The sequence below is a fragment of the Lacticigenium naphthae DSM 19658 genome (assembly GCF_000425865.1).
GTDB classification, from domain to species: Bacteria; Bacillota; Bacilli; order Lactobacillales; family Carnobacteriaceae_A; genus Lacticigenium; species Lacticigenium naphthae.
Genome location: NZ_AUEG01000016.1, coordinates 16086 through 31861 on the forward strand (window position 1 = coordinate 16086; position 15776 = coordinate 31861).

Consider the following 15776-nt stretch of genomic DNA (forward strand, 5'->3'; position numbering starts at 1 on the left):
TGTGGATTTAAGTTTAATTATTATTTTATTGACCTTGTTAGCGATTGCTTTCTTTATCGCCTCTTTCTTCGTGATCAATCAAAGTTCTCATGCGCAAGAAGAATTGGAAGAACTAGCATTGCAGCAAATGCGAGAAATACATCAAGTAAAAACCCGTTTGGCTACTGTTGAAGAGTCATTAAGTATTGAGTCTTCGCAGGAGAGTTTTTCAAAAAACGTGTTGGGATTATCAAAGAAACAAATCATCACACTTTATACTCAAGGTCATCCAATTGAAGATATTGCTGTTCAAACGAACGTAGCCCCCGCAACAGTAAAAAGTATTGTCGATCAATATATAGCACAAGGTTTATAAAGGAGATAAATAAAAATGGATAAGCAAGCACTTAGATACATAGCTGTAGGTTTTTTAGCTTCAAGCATCCTATTAAGTGGCTATGATTTGCTCGTCGATGATACCGAAGCATCAACACCAACGGCGCAAAACGATGCAAAAGATTACAAAAAATTGTACGAAGACTTATTGACTGAAACAGAGGTTGCAAATCTATCCGAAGAAGAGAAACTCACTTCTGAATTAGATAGTTCCAAAGAAAATGTCCAAGATACTGGTGAAGATAGTCAGAATGAAACGGAAACGGAAGAAATTCAAGCTGACAACACTGACAAAATTGTTCAAACCACTATAATCATTGAAGATGGACAACCAAGCAGTATTGCTACAAATCAATTAGTCAACCAAGGTATTGTTGATTCCGGGACTGATTTTGATGAGTTCATGGCTAATAATGGATATACTACAAAAATAAGACCTGGACGTTTTTCAGTAGATGATTCTATGACATTTGAAGAAATTGCTCAAGCATTAACAAATTAATATCAAAAAACCCGTCTATTTTCGTATTAAGAATAGACGGGTTTTTTGCGTTTGAAGTTTACTATCAGTCTGAAGCAATTTAACTATTTTTTCCGGTTGTTATTCATTGCTCTCTTGATCTTCAAGGTCCTCTTCTTGCGTTACCTCTTCGATCACGATAGAGTCTTCCGCATACTCGCCCTCTTTAAAGTAAGCATCCAATACTTGACGCGCAACCGCAGTGTTTTGGTAATTGGAATTCGAATTAGGTAACCATGGAACAACAACGGTAATGGCTATTTCAGGGTCATCGTATGGAGCATAAGCCACAAATGTTTTATTCGTAACAGATTTCCCTTGATAAGCGGCTTGCGCCGTTCCTGTTTTAGCTGCTGCATCATACGATGCCCCTACAAAAGCACTTCTGGCGGTACCGTTTGATCCATGAACAACTTCATATAATCCTTTCTGCACACGTTCCAAATCTTCTTTTTCGACAGAAAGTGTACTCAAAACTTCTTTATCTGTTTCTGTGAGTAGTGCTCCGATTTCTCCATCGGGAGCCGTACTACGTATTTCTTTCACTACACGTGGAGCTATTCTTACTCCATCATTAGCAATCGTAGAGATGTGTTGGAGCAATTGCATCGTAGTGTACGTATCATATTGTCCAAAAGAGAAATAAAGAGCTTCACCTGGATTTGTAGCATTTCCAACGTAACCGGTCTTCTCACCTGGTAAATCTATGCCCGTTTGAACACCTAAACCAAATTGCGCAAAAGAACGTCTAAATTTATCCAATACTACTTTATGGAAATTATTCGGGAAGCTTTGATTTGGTTGAAAATTACTTATTCCACCCATACGCGCAGCCATGAGTGCCATATAGACGTTTGAAGACCGCTCCAAAGCAATGATGTCATCAATGGTTACAGACCCATATGGGTTAAACAAGGAAGAAATATCCTTATCTCCAGCAAGATCTAAAGGTCTATCAACAAGCACGTTATTGGAAGATGTCAACACACCGTCCATATAAGCTGTGAGCAACGTTGCGCCTTTTACCGTCGACCCCATTTCGAAAGAATCTTGGATGACGCCCCGTGTCTGGTCGACGATTTCATTGTTTTCTTTATCGTATCTCTGGCCGGTCATTGCTAAAACTTCGCCCGACTGCGGATCCATCGCCGCTACATATATCCGGTCATTGTCACCTTCTCGATATTGAAGCAAGGAATCTTTTGCAATATCTTGAACCGTTGCTTGAAATTTACTGTCTATCGATAAAACTAAATTGGCTCCTTTTTCACCTGAAAACTGTTCGACCTGGTTGATAACATCGCCATCATTATTCGTTTCTGTATACGCCTTTGCTTTAGATCCTCTCAAAACTGTTTCATATTGTTCTTCTAAATAACTTGATCCAACTCGATCGTTTCTGGCATACCCATTAGCAAGATATGTTTTTTCTTTGTCAGCGGGGATACCACTGTCTTCATCCGTAACGTTTCCTAAAATCGTTCTCAGCATATCTTCTTGAGGGTATGTCCGTACCCAATCTGTACTTGTATCGATCCCTGGAAGCTCATTCAGTCTTTCACTTACGCGAGCAATTTCTTCATCGGTCACATCGGTTTTTTTAATATTGACTGTTGACAGTGCATACGCCCCGTTCATTCTCTTGAAAATAGCAGCTGCCGCTTCCTCTACCGGTTCAAATTTTATGTCCTCTTCTGTAACCTTATCGACTTGAGTCAAATATAACTCTGACCCTGTCAATTCTTTTTCTTTATCTGACAAACGATCACTAGCCTCTTCAGCATGGAGTGCCAACCAATAATCTTTCAAATCTCTTACACTGATATCGTATTCTTTAATATCAGTAGTCCAGCGTACAGTATGAGGCATATCAATCAGCTCAGCTAATTTCATAGCAGTTTCGGCCATCACATCTCCGGGCACGCCCTTACCGCGAGTATAAATAATTGCTTGATGCGGTTCATTTGCTACTATTTTACGGTATTGGGAATCAAAAATTTCTCCTCTTGGCACGTTTTCAGTTGCAACAGTGGTTTCTGTACGTCCCACTTCTGCAACAAATTCTTCTCCTTTAACAATTTGAAGATACCCAAGTCGGATGATCAACGCGGAGAATAAAGCGAATACTATAAAAAATAATAGATTTAAGCGAAAAGGAATATGTGATTTCTTTTTTTTGTTGGTTTGTTTTGTTTGACTCGGTTTTTTCATCTATTCCTGGTCCTTTCTGTTTGCAAATACTTGTACTATTCTAACAAATTAACTACAAAAAAACTATATCCGTTTCATCAAGTTCTCATTATACCTTTTTTCATTGATAGTTCAGTACCACTCTCTCAAAATTTGTGCTATTGTTTATAAAAAAGGAAGAAATGGAGAGAATAAACATGCAACTAACTAGTATGAAACGTGTTCCTAACAAAAAATTTATTCTCACCGGAATCCTTTCTTTCTTGTTGCCCGTATTCCTTTTGTTGATTCTATATGCACTGAGAGGGATATACCCTTTCGGAAAAGAATCTTTACTTACTATCGATCTTGGTCAACAATACATTGACTTATACGCTGAATATAGAGAAACACTCCTCCATTCTCCCAGTAGAATGATCTACTCATTCACCAAATCTTTAGGCGGAGAAATGACTGGCTTATGGGCATATTATTTGATGAGTCCGTTTAATCTATTATTTTTGCTAGTGAAACCTCCTCAATTTCCAGAAGTCATCCTGCTCATCACCTTAATGAAAACTGGTTTAATGAGTTTGACGATGGCGTTCTACCTTACATACTCCAGACAATTCCAACAATCGTATAATAATAATAAAGATTTGATCCCACTATTTTCAACAAGTTACGCTCTAATGAGTTACTCGATAATTTACCAATCAAATTTGATGTGGTTGGATGGACTTTACTTACTCCCTTTAGTCATACTCGGTCTTGAAAAAGGAATTGACCTCAATCGATATCATCTTTATATTGGCTCCTTAAGTTTGATCTTTCTTACAAACTATTATATCGGTTTTATGATCAGTCTATTTCTGATTCTCTACTTTTTTTATTATATTTTTCTCGAAAAAAAAACTCGCCTGATTAAAACAGTTGCTCAGTTTATTCTTTATTCTATACTGAGTGCAGGAATAGCAGCCTTTCTATTAGTTCCCACATTCTTTTCATTGTTGGAAAGCAAAGCTACCTATGGCTCAAACCAATGGAGTTGGACCGTCCTTTGGCCTTTACAGGAAATTTTGTCTAAGTTATATGTAGGAGCATTTAATTTTGATCAAATGCCGAATGGCCAACCCAATATTTTTACAGGCTCTCTTACTCTCATTCTTTTCTTCTTTTATTTTTTTAATGAGCGTATCCCTTTAAAAGATAAATTAGCGAGTTTATTTTTATTCAGTATCTTTCTTTTCTCTTTTAATCTCGAAGGGCTGAATAAGTTATGGCACGCTTTTCAATTTCCAGTTTGGTTTCCCCATCGTTTTTCATTTTTGTTTAGTTTTTTTACTATCCTTTTAGCCTATAAGTCCTATTTAGCGATCGAAGGAGTTAAGAAACGATATTATATCCTTCTTGGATTGTTATTTGTATCTATGAGTTATTATGTATGGCAGCAGAACGTTGAATTCTTGGATTTCAATCAAATCATAGTCACGGTAGCTATTTTCACGAGCCTCCTGTTTTTGCTTTTTTTCAGAAAAAAATTAAACAAGATCGGGTTGCTTTTGATACTGATCGTTTCGTTAAGTGAACTCAGTTTCAATGCTGGGATCGTCTTCTCACGCTTAGGTTATGTTGATCAAGATACTTTTGTTCAGGATCAACAGACTTTAGCGAATCAAATGGATAATTTTACAACAGAAAATACATTTTACCGTTTAGAAAAAACGTATCATCGTTCAAAAAATGATAGTCACCAAGTCAACTATCAAGGTGTGACACACTTCTCTTCTACCTTTGAGAGTGTTGTCCCTGAATTATTTGGACAATTGGGATTCCCTGCAAAAAATGGTTTCACTGTATATTCAAATGGAACTCTTTTGACGGACGCATTCTTTGGGATCGGGTATTATTTTAGTGACAGTTATTCTCATAAAAAATATTATCCTCCAACAATACAAAGGCAGTTTAACGACCCAACAAAGTTACTGACACCAGTTCAAACTAAACCTGACGTTCAATTTTATCCTATAGAAAATACCATTACTGATATGGTTATACACCAAAATCCCTATGCTTTGAGTATTGGATTTGGGAGCCATGAAAAATTAGCTTCTCTAAAAAATATTCATGCTCATCCATTATTATATCAAGAAGATATTTTCAGAAGTATTTTGAATACACCGATAAATTTTTTCCATAAAAAAACTATGGGCTCTTTTAAATTGGAAAATATTGAAAGAATTGAAAGAGGAAACAGACACTATTTCAAAAAAATGGATACTTCCATTCCAGGTAAAGCAATGTTGAATTTCGTCCCAGACTTTTCTGGACCTTATTATTTAACGTTTCCTGCACACATAAAAAAAGAAGATGTCAATTTGTTTTTAGATGGTCAACCATTTTACCAGTACAAGACCTATCATGATCTGCTCGTGTTAAATTTAGGTGTCCCGGACGAATTTGGTAGTCAATTTACAATAGAATTAAAGTCAGAAGAAATTGATGTTACTGAAATAGAGCTGTACTCACTGAATTTCGCACATTTTGAGGAAGCCATTAAAGAAATTCAAAAAAGTGATATACAAATAGAAAAAATGACCAACTTATCAATAAAAGGAACCATGACCCCCTTACCTGGCCAATCAATAGCCGTTTTCACTATCCCTTATAGTAAAAATTGGAAAGCGTCAGTTAATGGGGAAGATGTAGCTACCATAAAAGTTCTTGATAGTTTAGTAGGCGTACCCATTGAATCAACTAAACAAACGATCGAACTGTCTTTTATCCCTACTTATCATATTATAGGAATGATGATCACCATTATCTCATTGGGGATTCTATTATTTCTTAACTATAAAAATGACCCGCGCTAAACTAGATGGAGATGGGAGTATCTACTCCGTAATTTCAATGAAGTGCATCTTGCTTTTTCATTGTCCTATTTGACTGGATTCTCTGTGTGTTTTGTATGGAATCAGAATAACATAAGCACCCATGGGTCCGCATGAATATTTTGACTTGACGAAACGTTGAAAAGAGGCCGGGACAAAAGTCCCAGCCTCTTCTCATTTTACGAACTTTACTTTCTAAATCCTGTTCCTTTTAAACTTATTTGGCGTCTTTAAATCGTTTAGAAACTTCATCCCAATTGACAACATTCCAGAATGCTGCAACATAATCCGGACGTCTATTTTGATAATTAAGATAATACGCATGTTCCCAAACATCCAGACCTAAAATCGGTGTTTTTCCAAGAGAATAAGGCGAATCTTGATTGAGTGTGTCTATAACTTCTAATTCTCCGTTATCTACAACAAGCCAAGCCCAGCCTGAGCCAAAACGGCCTGTAGCAGTTGCACTAAATTTTTCTTTGAATTTAGTTAGACTACCAAACGATTTTTCAATTGCTTCTTTCAAGGCACCTTCTGGTTCGCCCCCACCTTTTGGAGAAAGAACAGTCCAGAACAAGCTATGATTAGCATGTCCACCACCGTTGTTACGGACAGCCGTGCGAATATCTTCAGGTACTGAATCTAATTTTTTCATTAGGTCCTCGATACTAAGTTCGGCCAACTCAGGATGGTTTTCTAAAGCTTTGTTGGTCTTTGTTACATAGCCATTGTGATGTTTATCATGATGCAAATGCATCGTTTTTTCATCGATATGAGGCTCTAAAGCATCATAAGCATAAGGTAAATCTGGTAAAGTATAAGTCATTTTTACATTCCTCCTATATAATTATCATACAAATCAACTTTAGCATGCTTAGAATCTATATACAAAAGATATGCTTACAATTTGTAATCAATATTTATATTTAGTTGTAATTAAAACACAGAGAGTTTAGAATGAAAGAATATGCAAAATTAATAAATAGAAAGTAGGTCGACTATAAAAGTGTTCAATTTGTTAAAAGAAGCCATTCGAAATCCTTTAAAAAGTATACAAGCTAGAGAATTAAAAAGAAGCCAGGCGTGGTTATATTTCCTCTTCTTGTCTTTGGTGCTGGTTGTCCCTCTAATGATTGAATCATTTTCTGTCATAAATGATTTAGAAGAAGACGGCCAAGAAATAGCAGCTAGTATTCCTGATTTTACAATTGAAAATGGTGAAATTCAGTCTGATGCGAAACTTGATAGTTATGTTTACCAAACGGATTCCCTTTTATTCTTTTTTGATCCAAATGGTTTGATGGAAACTGAGACCATTGATGCTAATTTGGAAACAATGGGACAATATGTTGGTGTCGGTTTAATGCAAGATCAGATTTATATCAATGTTGTATCCACCCCACTCACTTTTTCATACGATAACATAGATGATACTGATGCAAATTTTTTCAGGGAAATGTTTACCGCTTTTGGAAGCACTGATTTAGTATTGTATCTATTTATGACAGTCTCCGTATTTATTTTTATCAGTTTAAATTTTGGACTGGAACTGTTACTGATGACATTATTTGCAAATATTTTCTTGATAGTAAGACGGATCCAATGGCCATTTCTGCAAACCTTTAAGGTAGTCATGGTTGCTTCAACACTTCCAACGATACTTTTTAGTGTGTTAAATAGTTTTGGCGTATACTCCTCCATACAATTTGAAGCAAAAGTGTTTATTACGGTATTCATTTTCTTACTCTCCTTAAAAAGTGAAACGAAAACAGATAAATAGAAAAAGCATCTGCAGACAACAAATCTGCAGATGCTTTTTTAATTAGAAAATAAACTTTCTGTTATTTCCCTCTACTTTTTATTTTTCTTTGTGCTCTTTTCTTCTCTTCCATTTTACGTTTAACCTTGGTTTTATAATTTGGTTTAATGTTCTTCTTCGCTTTTTTAACCATTCCGTGAATTTCACTATCGAATCCTTTTTCTTTGGATTTCCCTTTACGCTGGTCACGTCTTTCACGATGGTATGTGTCTATAATTTCGCCATTACTGATTTGTTTAGGTTTAAATTCAATACCCATCTTTTCTAAATCGTTGATCGCTTTTTCTTCGCCTGGTTCGTAAAGAGTAATTGCAATTCCTTTTAGATTATTTCTTCCAGTCCTACCCACACGGTGAATAAAGAAGTCTAGATCTCTTGGAATTTCAGCATTGATCACATGTGAAACACCTTCGATATCGATTCCACGAGAAGCCAAATCTGTTGCTACAACAAACTGGTAATCCAAGTTTTGGACTTGCTTCATAACACGTCGTCTTTCTCTTGGAGGAATATCCCCATGGATTTTGGCAACTTTAAAGCCTTTTTTCATTAAGCCTGCGGCAATTTCATCCACTTTGCTTTTAGTGTTTGCAAAAATCAAGGCTAAATAAGGTTGACCAACTGTTAATAGATTATAAATCAAGTTAACTTTGTTGTGACCTTTAGTTGAAATCAACCAGTTATCAATTGTTTCAGCTAGAACACGCTCAGTCCCTACTTCAATGACAAGCGGATTGTCCATATACTTACGTAAGAAAGGTTGTAATTTTTCAGGAATCGTAGCTGAAAATACGAGCATTTGCAATTTCGATGGCAAACGACTAGCTATTTTGTCTACTTCGTCCAAGAATCCCATGTCAAGTGTCATATCTGCTTCATCAACTACTAAAACAGGAGCGGTATAGGCTAGTAAAGCATTGGATTCAATCAAATCCCATAATCTACCAGGAGTCCCAATAGCTATGTGTGGTTGTTTGTTTCCCAATTTTTCGATTTGCCGATTTTTATCGGTTCCACCGATATAATTTTGGACAATGATTTCTTTAGGAGAATGAGCTGCTAATTGACTAGCTGCTTGATACAATTGTTCGGCTAATTCACGACTTGGTGCTGTGATCAGTACTTGAACTTCTTGTTTTTCCGGTTTGATATCATTAAATAAGGGTAATAAAAATGAATGTGTTTTTCCTGAACCTGTATGAGATTGACCAATAATATCTCTTCCGTTTTCCACTACTGGAATAACTCTGTTTTGAATTTCGGTTGGTTCATAAAAGTTGATTTCGGAAATTGCTTCTATCAAATATGGATCTAAGTTAAATTTTTCGAACGAATGTGTCATACTTCCACCTCTATTTTCTTTTCATATCTTATCAGTATAACACCTTTAAGTTTATTATTAAAGTAAAAACTGAAGATTGACAAGCGGATCACGAACTAGATTTCTTCAGCCTACTGTATTCCCACACAATCACTAGAGCAAACAAACAGAGTAATACGATTAAACTTAGGTTTTGACTCTTCACTGAAAAGAAGAAATAATCTGCACTGACCCACAAGAAAGTTAGGAGGCCCCCTTTAAACAGTATTTTTCCTAATGAATTTAAATATTTGCCCACTTGTAAAGGTGCCTTCATGGAGTTGATCATATCTTTCCCTTTCGTTGACAAAATAAAAGACCCGTCAATAATCAGGACCACACTAATGATTCCCAAAACTAAATGGAATGCGCTCACGGTTATCTCCTTCAATCTATATGTTTTTTTGATTAGGTAAATCTAGAATTTTATTGTAAAATAAAGTTAAGATAAATGAAATGCATAAAAATTAAAAATTATTGTGTTTCATAAAATAATGAAAAAGTGAGGTACCTAGATGATCCAAGAAACCAAAGCTCTATTTATCATATTTGGAGGCACCGGAGATTTAGCAAGAAGAAAATTATATCCTGCTTTATTTAAATTATATCAAAAAAACTACTTAAAAAAACACTTTGCAGTTATCGGGACAGCTAGGAGAGAATGGAGTGATGATTATTACCAGGAAATCGTGTCTCAAGCTGTTTCAGATGAGGATACTGTCACTGAAGAAGCACGCGAGTTCGCTTCCCATTTTCGCTATCAGTCTCATAATGTGAATGATACTGAACACTATGAAACACTGAAAATATTAGCCGACTCACTTGATCAAGAGTACTCTATTGAAGGAAACAGACTGTTTTATTTAGCTATGTCTCCTAGTTTCTTTGGAACGATCTCGAAGAACCTTAAAGATCAACAGTTGGTTACCGAAAAGGGATTTGATCGCGTAATTATTGAGAAACCGTTTGGATCCGACTTTCCTTCTGCTAAAAAATTAAATGATCAAATCAGAAATACATTTGATGAATCGCAACTTTATCGTATCGATCACTATTTAGGAAAAGAAATGATTCAAAATTTGATGGCCGTACGCTTTGGTAATTCTTTAGTTGAATCCTTCTGGAACCATCGCTATATTAAAAACATTCAGATTACACTAAGCGAATCTCTTGGTGTTGAAGAGCGCGGTGGTTATTACGACACCAGTGGCGCATTGAGAGATATGGTTCAAAATCATGTCTTACAGTTGGTCTCTATTTTAGCTATGGAACCTCCACAAACTTTCTGTGCTGAAAATGTTACGAAAGAAAAAGTGAAGATATTAAGTTCGTTGAAATATTATTCAAAAGAAGAACTAGATAATCACTTTGTGCGTGGACAATATGCAGAAAACCCAGCTAGACCAGACGAATACTCTGCTTACCGGCAAGAAGAAAAAGTAGATGAGAAATCTTCAACTGAAACATTCGTAGCTGGAAGACTAGAAATACAAACTCCCCGGTGGAAAGACACCCCTTTCTATATTCGAACCGGAAAAAGATTAAAAGATAAAACAACTCAAATCGATGTGGAATTAGTCAATCATTCCCTTCCTTTATTTGGCGAAAAAGAAACAGCTAAAACGGTCTTCTCTTTAAAAGTGGATCCGGATAAGGGGATCTCTCTTTATTTGAACGGGAAGAAAGCTGGGCCGATCATTGAGCTTGAATCGATCGAGTTAAGTAAATTATATACCAAAGAAGAACTCGTAAATAGTCCGGAAGATTATGAAAAATTAATTGGAGATGTCTTAAAAGGGAACTCGACAAATTTTGTCCATTGGGACGAATTGGCTGCTTCATGGAAGTTTATCGATCACATTCGAGGAATGTGGGATTCCACCACTCCAGAATTTCCTAACTATCCTAGCGGGAGCATGGGCCCAGAGGCAAGTGATAAATTAATTGCACAAGATGGATTCAGCTGGTTTCTTAACTAACACTATGAGCTGAAAAGTGTTCAGAACTGAATCACTCCGCTTAATTTATTTGTAGCTGCTGCAACTGCCATCTACTAAAAAAATAGCAGAAAACTAACATATTCTGAAATTAAACTGGTTTCTACTTTTGGGATCTTATTTTAAAATGATTAGAGGTTGGGACTTTTGTCCCAACCTCTAATCATTTCCCAAACGTTACTTTCTAAAACGTGCTCCAAAAAACAGACCCGACAGCCACTTCACTAATACTCGAAAGATAGTCTACGACTATCTTTCGAGTATCCGCGCCAGTTACTGTATCCGTTGACACTTTAGTGGCTTACGGATACAGTATGCGGAGCTCTATTCGGGTCTAAACGTTTTTGTAGCACTCTCCTTTTCTGATTTCAGAACAAAGCCGATGAATCTAACCGATCCTGGATCAAAAAGAATGATTTCAATTCATCTTTTATCATCGGGATTTTGTTGTATTCATCACTTTCGATCTGCAAAACTAGTTTAGGTTCATGTAAACTCATGCGCAATAAAAACCAGCCTGCACCGTATTTCCCAGTTGTATTTACTCTGATTCCTTCTTTGTTTTTCGGTACCAATTCAAACCCTTCTGTTTCTTCAATGAATTGAGAAAAATCCTCCAGCATTGTTTTCCCGATACTTCTGTACTCATTTGCTTTAATTACAAATCGCACTTCTTCTGTCTCAAGAGGTTCCTTCAGGTTCGCAATCAATTGTGTGACCGACTGATTTTTTTCTTTGATTTTAGCATCTGCAATTAAAATTTTAGCAGCCAAATAAGCTCCATCATCAAGGAAAAAGTTTTCTCTCAAAGCAGCATGACCACTCGTTTCTATGGCCAGGGCACAGTCTATTCCTTCTTCATTTAACTCAATCGCACGATTGATCACATTTCTGTATCCTGAAATATATCTGTCAACTTCCCCTCCCTTATCTTGAATAAACCGTTCAAGATGAGAAGAAACTGGGGAATTTGTAACGATCGTTGTCCCGGGATTTTCTTCTAACACGATCGCTCCGATCAACCCAATTAAATTATTTCGATTTATACTTTTTCCTTGTGCATCCACAATCGCAGAACGATCGACATCCGTGTCAAAAATTATTCCTAAATCTGCCTTGTGTTTCAAAACCGCTGCCTGGATGCTCTTCATGGCTTCTTTGTTGTCCGGATTGGGGATATGATTGGGAAAGTGTCCGTCGGGGTCTAAAAATTGACTCCCCTCTGTATCCGCCCCAAGAGGTTTCAACACTTTTTCAGCAAAAAATCCACCTGCTCCATTCCCAGCGTCAACAATGATTTTCCTACCTTCTAAAGGTGTTTTCGAATGGATCCGATTGTTCACTTTTGACCGGATCGTATCGACTAAAAAGTTGGCATAATCATCTAGCAATGCTCTTTCGTCTGTTTCACCTACTTGATCGACTGGACCGGTCAACGGATGTAACTCCCCTACTAAATAGGCAATATCTTCATGCTCCAGGCCACCTTCTTTTGTGAAAAACTTCAACCCATTGTATTCTTTTGGAAGATGGCTGGCAGTAATCATGATACCCGCGTCACAATTATAATTCTTGAATTGTGTGGCCATGAATAAGGCCGGTGTTGTTGCCATCTTAACGTTCAGACAATGGATTCCTGCCTGCATAAATGTAGAAAGCAATTGTTCTTGAATAGCAGGTCCGGTAAGACGACTATCGTATCCAACAGCGATTGTGATCTTTTCATCTTTTTCCCCAATGCGTTTAGTTAGCCAGGAAGAAAAATTTGTTGCGATATGCTTAATTGCCTCGTCTGTCAACGTCACTTCTTGTTTAGCTGTTTTTATAGCAAATCCTCTTATATCTGAACCATTCTGCAAGTGCGGATATGTCATCACTACACGCCTACTTTCTTATAAATTTATATATTGAACTAAATAATCATATAATTGTTTTGCATCTGCTTCATCTTTAGAGAGAATCAATATGGTATCATTCCCCGCGACAGTTCCTATTATTTCATCTCGAGAAAGATCATCTAAAATCGCCCCAATAACGTGTGCGTTGCTTGGGATCGTCTTTATTAAATTTGTGAATTGAACGTGTTTGAGATCGATCACAACTTCTTGCAGAGTAGCTTGTAATTTCTCCTGCAAAGTAATTTGATTATTTAGGAAAATAGTGTATTTTGTACTTCCATCCCCCAGTGGAGTTTTCACTAAATGTAATTCTTTTACATCTCTTGAAATAGTAGCCTGTGTTGCACTGATTCCCTTTTCTCTCAACTTGTTCATCAACTCTTCTTGGGTGGACACTACATTGTTCAATATGATTTGTTTGATAATTGTTTGTCTTTCTTCCTTTTTCAACAAAAACCCCCCTTTTCTTGCATAAATATTCTCTACAATATCTTACCATTTTTCATAAAAATACCCAATAGTCTTTGCTGCTAAAAACATTCATCCCCAGTACTTTTTTCAATTTGTAGATTGAATACTATGCAAAAGTTTGTTATAATTCAACTAATTCAAATTAGATGATAATGAAATATTCTATCTATTTTTTATAACCATTTTGTTTGCCGTCTTTTCTTTCACTATATTGAATTGAGGGCATTTTTATATGAAAAGTTTTTAAAAACAGGAGGACTTACCCTATGGACTATAAAAAACCAGTTGCTCAAGCTTTACACGAAACGTTAAAAGAGGATTTATCGTACGATGAAATCTATTCTTTGCTCGAAAAACCTAAAATGGCTGCCCACGGTGATTTAGCATTTCCCACTTTCAGTTTGGCTAAACTATACCGTAAATCCCCTGCACAAATTGCAGGCGATTTAAAAGAATCAGTCACTGCACCTATTATCAAAGATTCAGAAACTGTTGGGCCTTACTTAAACTTCTTCCTGGATAAAACGTTGATATCCAGAGAAGTTCTAAATGAAGTATTAGATCAAAAAGATAAATACGGTTCTCACACGATTGGTGAAAATAAAAATGTTCCTGTGGATATGTCCTCACCAAACATTGCAAAACCAATGTCGCTGGGTCACTTACGTTCCACTGTTATTGGTAATTCACTTTCCGAGATCTTTACTAAAATGGGATACAACACAATAAAAATTAATCATATAGGTGATTGGGGAACACAATTCGGAAAACTCATCGTTGCTTACAAACGTTGGGGTCACGAAGAAGAGGTTCGTGCAAATCCAATTTCAGAACTTTTACGCTTATACGTCAAGTTTCATGCTGAAGCCGAGACCGATATTGAATTAGAAAATGAAGGTCGTTTGTGGTTTAGAAAATTAGAAGAAGGCAACGAAGAAGCTTGGGAGTTATGGACTTGGTTCAGAGAAGAGTCTTTAAAAGAATTTAAAAAGATATACACTCGTTTGAACATTTCCTTTGATTCTTATAGTGGTGAAGCTTTCTATAATGATAAAATGGATAAAGTCATCGATTTATTAGAAGAGAAGAATCTTTTGTCTGTTAATCGTGGGGCTCATATCGTTGATTTAGACAAATACAATTTAAATCCTGCTCTAATCAAAAAATCAGATGGAGCAACCCTTTATATTACTCGTGACTTAGCTGCTGCATTCTACAGAAAAGAAAATTATAATTTTGCTCACTCTTTGTATGTGGTAGGACAAGAACAATCCAATCACTTTAACCAATTAAAAGCAGTATTAAAAGAAATGGGTTATGATTGGGCTGACGATATCCACCATATTCCATTCGGCTTGATTACCCAAGGTGGTCGAAAACTTTCAACACGTAAAGGTCAAGTTGTTTTATTAGAGGAAGTTCTAAACGAAGCTGTTGAACAAGCTAAAAAACAAATCAATGAAAAGAATCCAGAAATCGAAAATAAAGATGAAATCGCTGAACAAGTCGGCGTAGGTGCTGTTGTTTTCCATGACTTGAAAAATGATCGCTTAAACAGTTTTGACTTCACTATTGAAGAGGTTGTTCAATTTGAAGGAGAAACAGGCCCTTATGTACAATACACTCGCGCACGTGGAATGAGTATTTTACGTAAAGCTGGACAAATGACATTTGACCCTGCAGATACTTATAGTTTAACGGATGAGTATAGTTGGGACGTTATCAAATTGATACAGGAAATGCCTGAAGCAGTCATGAGAGCATATAATAAATTCGAGCCTTCCGTCATTGCCAAACACGCAATCAGTTTAGCTCAAGCCTTCAATCGTTTTTATGCAAATGTTCGTGTACTAGATGAACACGAGGAAAAAAACTCTCGTTTGGCATTAGTCTACGCAGTAACAGAAGTTATCAAAGAAGACTTAAGATTACTAGGGGTACAATCTCCAAATCAAATGTAAGTACAATCCGACTTTTCAATCGAGTAGGAGGTAAATAATTAATTTATTTACCGTCCTCTCACACCACCGTACGTACGGTTCCGTATACGGCGGTTCAATATCTTAAGTAAGCAGACTCTGCCAGGTTACGTAGTGAAACTACGTTCCACCGGTAGAGTCTTTTCGTTGTAAGCACCCAATGAACCTCAGGTGTTTTTGACAGTCTCCAGTATTTCTTTCTGGAGTAGCCAATACGCTTAGCACTGTCCATATCTAGACCTAAGCGCATTAATCTGCTAATCTTAGTACGTGGATTTTTCCATCTCTTTAAAATTA

Annotated in this window: 11 protein-coding genes; 6 read left to right on the forward strand and 5 right to left on the reverse strand. The window is 36.5% G+C overall.

Annotated elements, in window-relative coordinates:
- The first annotated feature begins 1 nt into the window (after position 1).
- Both H626_RS0108700 and H626_RS0108705 read left to right on the forward strand, forming a co-directional pair.
- On the forward strand, positions 2-355 hold the full coding sequence (locus H626_RS0108700) for a helix-turn-helix domain-containing protein (protein ID WP_027109021.1): 354 nt from the start codon (positions 2-4) through the stop codon (positions 353-355).
- Between the two features lie 15 nt (positions 356-370).
- Entirely contained in the window at positions 371-877 is a 507-nt protein-coding gene (locus tag H626_RS0108705) for a hypothetical protein (protein ID WP_027109022.1), read from the forward strand.
- A 99-nt stretch (positions 878-976) separates the two neighbouring features.
- Here H626_RS0108705 and H626_RS0108710 read toward each other — a convergent pair whose 3' ends face one another.
- Positions 977-3106: a peptidoglycan D,D-transpeptidase FtsI family protein gene (locus H626_RS0108710; protein ID WP_027109023.1), complete on the reverse strand. Its 2130-nt coding sequence runs from the start codon at positions 3104-3106 to the stop codon at positions 977-979.
- A gap of 176 nt (positions 3107-3282) precedes the next feature.
- Between H626_RS0108710 and H626_RS0108715 the strand changes: the two genes are divergently transcribed.
- Positions 3283-5937, forward strand: coding sequence for a YfhO family protein (locus H626_RS0108715; RefSeq protein ID WP_027109024.1), 2655 nt, complete (start codon positions 3283-3285; stop codon positions 5935-5937).
- Positions 5938-6172: 235 nt separating this feature from the next.
- Here the strand turns inward: H626_RS0108715 and H626_RS0108720 are convergent, their stop codons facing one another.
- Entirely contained in the window at positions 6173-6781 is a 609-nt protein-coding gene (locus tag H626_RS0108720) for a superoxide dismutase (RefSeq protein ID WP_027109025.1), read from the reverse strand.
- Positions 6782-6961: 180 nt separating this feature from the next.
- Between H626_RS0108720 and H626_RS0108725 the strand changes: the two genes are divergently transcribed.
- Positions 6962-7735, forward strand: a complete 774-nt coding sequence (locus H626_RS0108725) for a DUF1189 domain-containing protein (protein ID WP_027109026.1) — start codon at positions 6962-6964, stop codon at positions 7733-7735.
- 61 nt (positions 7736-7796) lie between these two features.
- Here the strand turns inward: H626_RS0108725 and H626_RS0108730 are convergent, their stop codons facing one another.
- Complete coding sequence (locus H626_RS0108730) at positions 7797-9116, reverse strand: DEAD/DEAH box helicase (protein ID WP_027109027.1); 1320 nt, start codon at positions 9114-9116, stop codon at positions 7797-7799.
- A gap of 533 nt (positions 9117-9649) precedes the next feature.
- Here H626_RS0108730 and zwf point away from each other — a divergent pair.
- Complete coding sequence (gene zwf / locus H626_RS11020) at positions 9650-11113, forward strand: glucose-6-phosphate dehydrogenase (protein ID WP_035619093.1); 1464 nt, start codon at positions 9650-9652, stop codon at positions 11111-11113.
- Positions 11114-11499: 386 nt separating this feature from the next.
- Here the strand turns inward: zwf and H626_RS0108745 are convergent, their stop codons facing one another.
- Entirely contained in the window at positions 11500-13008 is a 1509-nt protein-coding gene (locus tag H626_RS0108745; protein WP_425411638.1) for a phosphohexomutase domain-containing protein, read from the reverse strand.
- Between the two features lie 15 nt (positions 13009-13023).
- Complete coding sequence (argR, locus tag H626_RS0108750) at positions 13024-13479, reverse strand: arginine repressor (RefSeq protein WP_027109030.1); 456 nt, start codon at positions 13477-13479, stop codon at positions 13024-13026.
- Positions 13480-13766: 287 nt separating this feature from the next.
- Between argR and argS the strand changes: the two genes are divergently transcribed.
- Entirely contained in the window at positions 13767-15461 is a 1695-nt protein-coding gene (gene argS / locus H626_RS0108755; protein ID WP_027109031.1) for an arginine--tRNA ligase, read from the forward strand.
- Positions 15462-15776: the final 315 nt, after the last annotated feature.

Excerpts from the sequence above, each read along its gene's own strand:
- H626_RS0108705 (WP_027109022.1), top strand. The coding sequence starts at position 371 with ATGGATAAGCAAGCACTTAGATACATAGCTGTAGGTTTTTTAGCTTCA.
- H626_RS0108710 (WP_027109023.1), bottom strand. The coding sequence starts at position 3,106 with ATGAAAAAACCGAGTCAAACAAAACAAACCAACAAAAAAAAGAAATCA.
- H626_RS0108715 (WP_027109024.1), top strand. The coding sequence starts at position 3,283 with ATGCAACTAACTAGTATGAAACGTGTTCCTAACAAAAAATTTATTCTC.
- H626_RS0108720 (WP_027109025.1), bottom strand. The coding sequence starts at position 6,781 with ATGACTTATACTTTACCAGATTTACCTTATGCTTATGATGCTTTAGAG.
- H626_RS0108730 (WP_027109027.1), bottom strand. The coding sequence starts at position 9,116 with ATGACACATTCGTTCGAAAAATTTAACTTAGATCCATATTTGATAGAA.
- zwf (WP_035619093.1), top strand. The coding sequence starts at position 9,650 with ATGATCCAAGAAACCAAAGCTCTATTTATCATATTTGGAGGCACCGGA.
- argS (WP_027109031.1), top strand. The coding sequence starts at position 13,767 with ATGGACTATAAAAAACCAGTTGCTCAAGCTTTACACGAAACGTTAAAA.